This window comes from Streptomyces durbertensis, from assembly GCF_014156695.1.
GTDB lineage: Bacteria > Actinomycetota > Actinomycetes > Streptomycetales > Streptomycetaceae > Streptomyces > Streptomyces durbertensis.
On sequence record NZ_WMLF01000531.1, the window covers coordinates 1 to 3,320 of the forward strand.

The 3,320-nt window shown below is 77.8% G+C and carries 2 protein-coding genes; both read right to left on the reverse strand.

Features of this window, described 5'->3' with window-relative positions:
- Positions 1-35: 35 nt before the first annotated feature.
- Complete coding sequence (locus tag GL263_RS23850) at positions 36-851, reverse strand: DNA-formamidopyrimidine glycosylase family protein (RefSeq protein ID WP_182857810.1); 816 nt, start codon at positions 849-851, stop codon at positions 36-38.
- An 80-nt stretch (positions 852-931) separates the two neighbouring features.
- A partial coding sequence (locus GL263_RS23855) for an Lhr family ATP-dependent helicase (protein ID WP_438947998.1) occupies positions 932-3,320 on the reverse strand: 2,389 nt, incomplete at its 5' end.

Consider the following 3,320-nt stretch of genomic DNA (forward strand, 5'->3'; position numbering starts at 1 on the left):
GAGCTGCCTACGCCGCCGCCACCGGAAGCCCGGCCCTAATACCCGCCGCCGCCCGCACCCGGGACGGGGGCGTCCTGGCAGCGCGGGCACCAGTAGACCGGGCGCAGCCGGTCGGCGGGCCCCTGCTGCTCCACGACCACCCGCCCACCGCACCGGCGGCAGGGCCGGCCCGCGCGGCCGTACACCCACAGCGCACGGTCCCGCCGGGGCTCTCCCGTGGTGCAGCGCAGCGCGCGATCGCGGTTCACCGTCAGCAGCCGGTGCGCCAGCTCCACCAGCCGCCGCACGTCGGGCACCTCGCCGACCGGCGTCCACGGCGCCAGCCGCGCCATGAAGCACAGCTCCGCGCGGTACACGTTCCCGACGCCGGCGAGGTTCCGCTGGTCCAGCAGCGCCTCGCCGATCGGCCTGGCAGGCTCCGCCAGCAGCCGCCGCGTCGCCTCCGAAGCGTCCCAGTCGGGGCCCAGCAGGTCGGGGCCCAGATGGCCCACGGCGGTGTCCTCCTCGGCCGTGCGCAGCAGCTCCACGACGGGCAGCCGGAAGCCCGCCGCGACCCGTTCCTCCGTGGCCAGCAGCACCCGGATCTCGTGTCCCGGGCCGCCGGAGGGCCGCCCACCGGCCCGCGCGAGCCGCCAGGCGCCGGACATGCCCAGATGGGTGTGGAGCGTCAGACCGCCGTCAAGCCTGGTCAGCAGGTGCTTGCCACGCGGTGTGGTCTCCCGCACCCGGCGGCCGGTCAGCTCCGCCGTGGCGAACCTGGGCACCCGCAGCTCCGCCCGGGTGAGCACCGCGCCGGACAGCGCGTCGTGCAGTGCCCGGGCGGCCCGCCAGACCGTGTCCCCCTCGGGCATCGACGCTCCTCTCCAACCGGCCGTCCTCGGGCCGCCGTCCCCGCCCCGGCCGGGCGGCCGGGCGGCCGGGCGGCAGGAGGTCAGGGCCGCAGGCGCAGTCCGCGCGGTGTGGCGTGGAAGCCGGCCGCCTCCAGCTCCCGGCCGATCTCCGAGGTCAGCACCGGCGAGCCGTTGGCCCGCTCCACCGTCACCGTACCCAGCAGACCGCGCCGCGCGGCGTCGGCCAGGGCCGCCACCGCGCGCGGCAGCAGCTCCTGACCCCAGGCGAGCAGCGTCCGCCCGCCGCGTTCGAGGTACAGCGCCAGCTCGCCGTCGACCAGGACCACAAGCGAACCCGCCTTGCGGCCCGGCTTGTGCGAACCGCCCTCCGGGGACTCCGGCCAGGGCAGCGCCGCGCCGTAGACGTTCGCCGGGTCGGCGGCGGCCAGCACCAGCGCGCCACCCGACTTCTCGTCACGCTCCCGCGCGTTGTTCGCGGCGCGCAGCCGGTCGACGGCCCCCGCCATCGCGAACTGGGCGGCGCCCAGTCCCTCCACCACGTACCCGCGCCGGGCCTGCCCGCTCTCCTCGAACGCCGACAGCACCCGGTAGACCGCGGCGAAGCCGCCGACCACGCCCTCGGCCGCGACCGCGCCCCTGGTCACCACGCCGTGCCGGTCCAGCAGGGTGTGCCCGAGGGTGTGCGCCCGTGACGTCGGCTCCTCCTCGCGCTCGGGCAGCAGCGACCAGCGGCCGGCGACCGTCGGCGGTCCGCTCCGGGAGGCGGGCCGCGGCACCGCCGAGCCGTACCGCCCGCGCGGCACCCGGCGTCGCGCGCGGTGCGCCGTCGCGCCGGCCGTCCGGCCGCTGCCGAGCAGGCTGCGCAACGGCGCCAGCGTGTCGTTGGTGAGCCGGCCCGACCAGGCCAGCTCCCACACGGCGTCGGCCAGCTGAGACTCCGTCACCTCCGGCTCCAGCGCCGCCACCCGCTCGGCGAGCTGGCGGAAGAACAGGCCGTGGCCGCCGCCGAGCGCCGCGAGCACCGCCCGGTGTGCCGGCGACAGCTCCAGCGGCAGCGGCTCCGGCAGCAGCAGCGGCGCCACGTCGGCCGGGTACAGCGCCACCCAGCCGTCCTTGCCGGGCAGCGCGCCGGCGCCGGCCCACACCACCTCGCCCGAGGTGGTCAGCTCGTCCAACTGCGTCGGCGAGTAGTCCGCGACCCGGCTCGGCAGCACCAGCCGCTCCAGCGCGGACGCGGGAACCGCCGCCCCCTGCAGCTGCTCGACCGCCCGCATCAGACCGTCCACCCCGCGCAGCCCGCCGCCGTCCACATGCTGCCAGCGGGGGGTGAAGGCGGCGAGCGCCGTCGGCGGCACCGGCTCCAACTCCTGCCGCAGCGCCGCCAGCGACCGGCGCCGCAGCCTGCGCAGCACCGAGGCGTCACACCACTCCTGACCGCCGCCGGCCCGCCCCGGATGGAACTCGCCCCGCACCAGCCGCCCCTCGGCGACCATCCGGTGCAGCGCGCCGTCGACCACCGCGACCCCGAGACCAAAACGCTCGGCGGCCTGCTCGGTGGTGAACGGCCCGTGCGTGCGGGCGAAGCGGCCCAGGAGGTCACCGAGCGGGTCCTTGACCGGCTCGGTGAACGCCTCCGGCACTCCCACCGGAAGCGCGACGCCCAGCGCGTCCCGCAGCCGCCCGGCGTCCTCCACCGACGCCCACCGCTCCCGGCCGGCGATCCGCACCTGGACCGCCCGTCTCGCGGCGGCCAGCTCCCGCGCCCACGCCGGCTCCGCGCCGCGCTCCGCCAGTTCCTCCTCGCTGAGCGGCCCCAGCACCCGCAACGCGTCCGCCACCCCCTCCGCGTCCCGCAGCCGCCGCTCGGGCACCAGCCACCGCAGCTCGCGCTCCAACTCGGCGACGACCTCCGCGTCCAGCAGCTCCCGCAGCTCGGCGCGGCCCAGCAGCTCCGCCAGCAGACCGGAGTCGAGCGAGAGGGCGGCCGCCCGCCGCTCGGCCAGCGGCGAGTCCCCCTCGTACAGGAACTGGGCCACGTAGCCGAACAGCAGCGACCGCGCGAACGGCGAGGGCTCAGGCGTCGTCACCTCCACCAGCCGGACCCGGCGCGCGGCCACGTCCCGCATCAGCTCGCTCAGCCCCGGCACGTCGAAGACGTCCTGCAGGCACTCGCGGACCGCCTCCAGCACGATCGGGAACGAGCCGAACTCGCTGGCCACCTGGAGCAGCTGGGCGGCCCGCTGCCGCTGCTGCCACAACGGGGTGCGCCGGCCCGGGTCCCGGCGGGGCAGCAGCAGCGCGCGGGCCGCGCACTCGCGGAAGCGGGCGGCGAACAGGGCCGAGCCGCCGACCTGCTCGGTCACCACGCCGTCCACCTCGTCGGCGTCGAAGAGCACGTCCGCCGCGCCCACCGGCGGACGGTCGGCGCCGAACGCCGCGCTCCCGCCGACCGGCGGCGCCTCCCCGGGC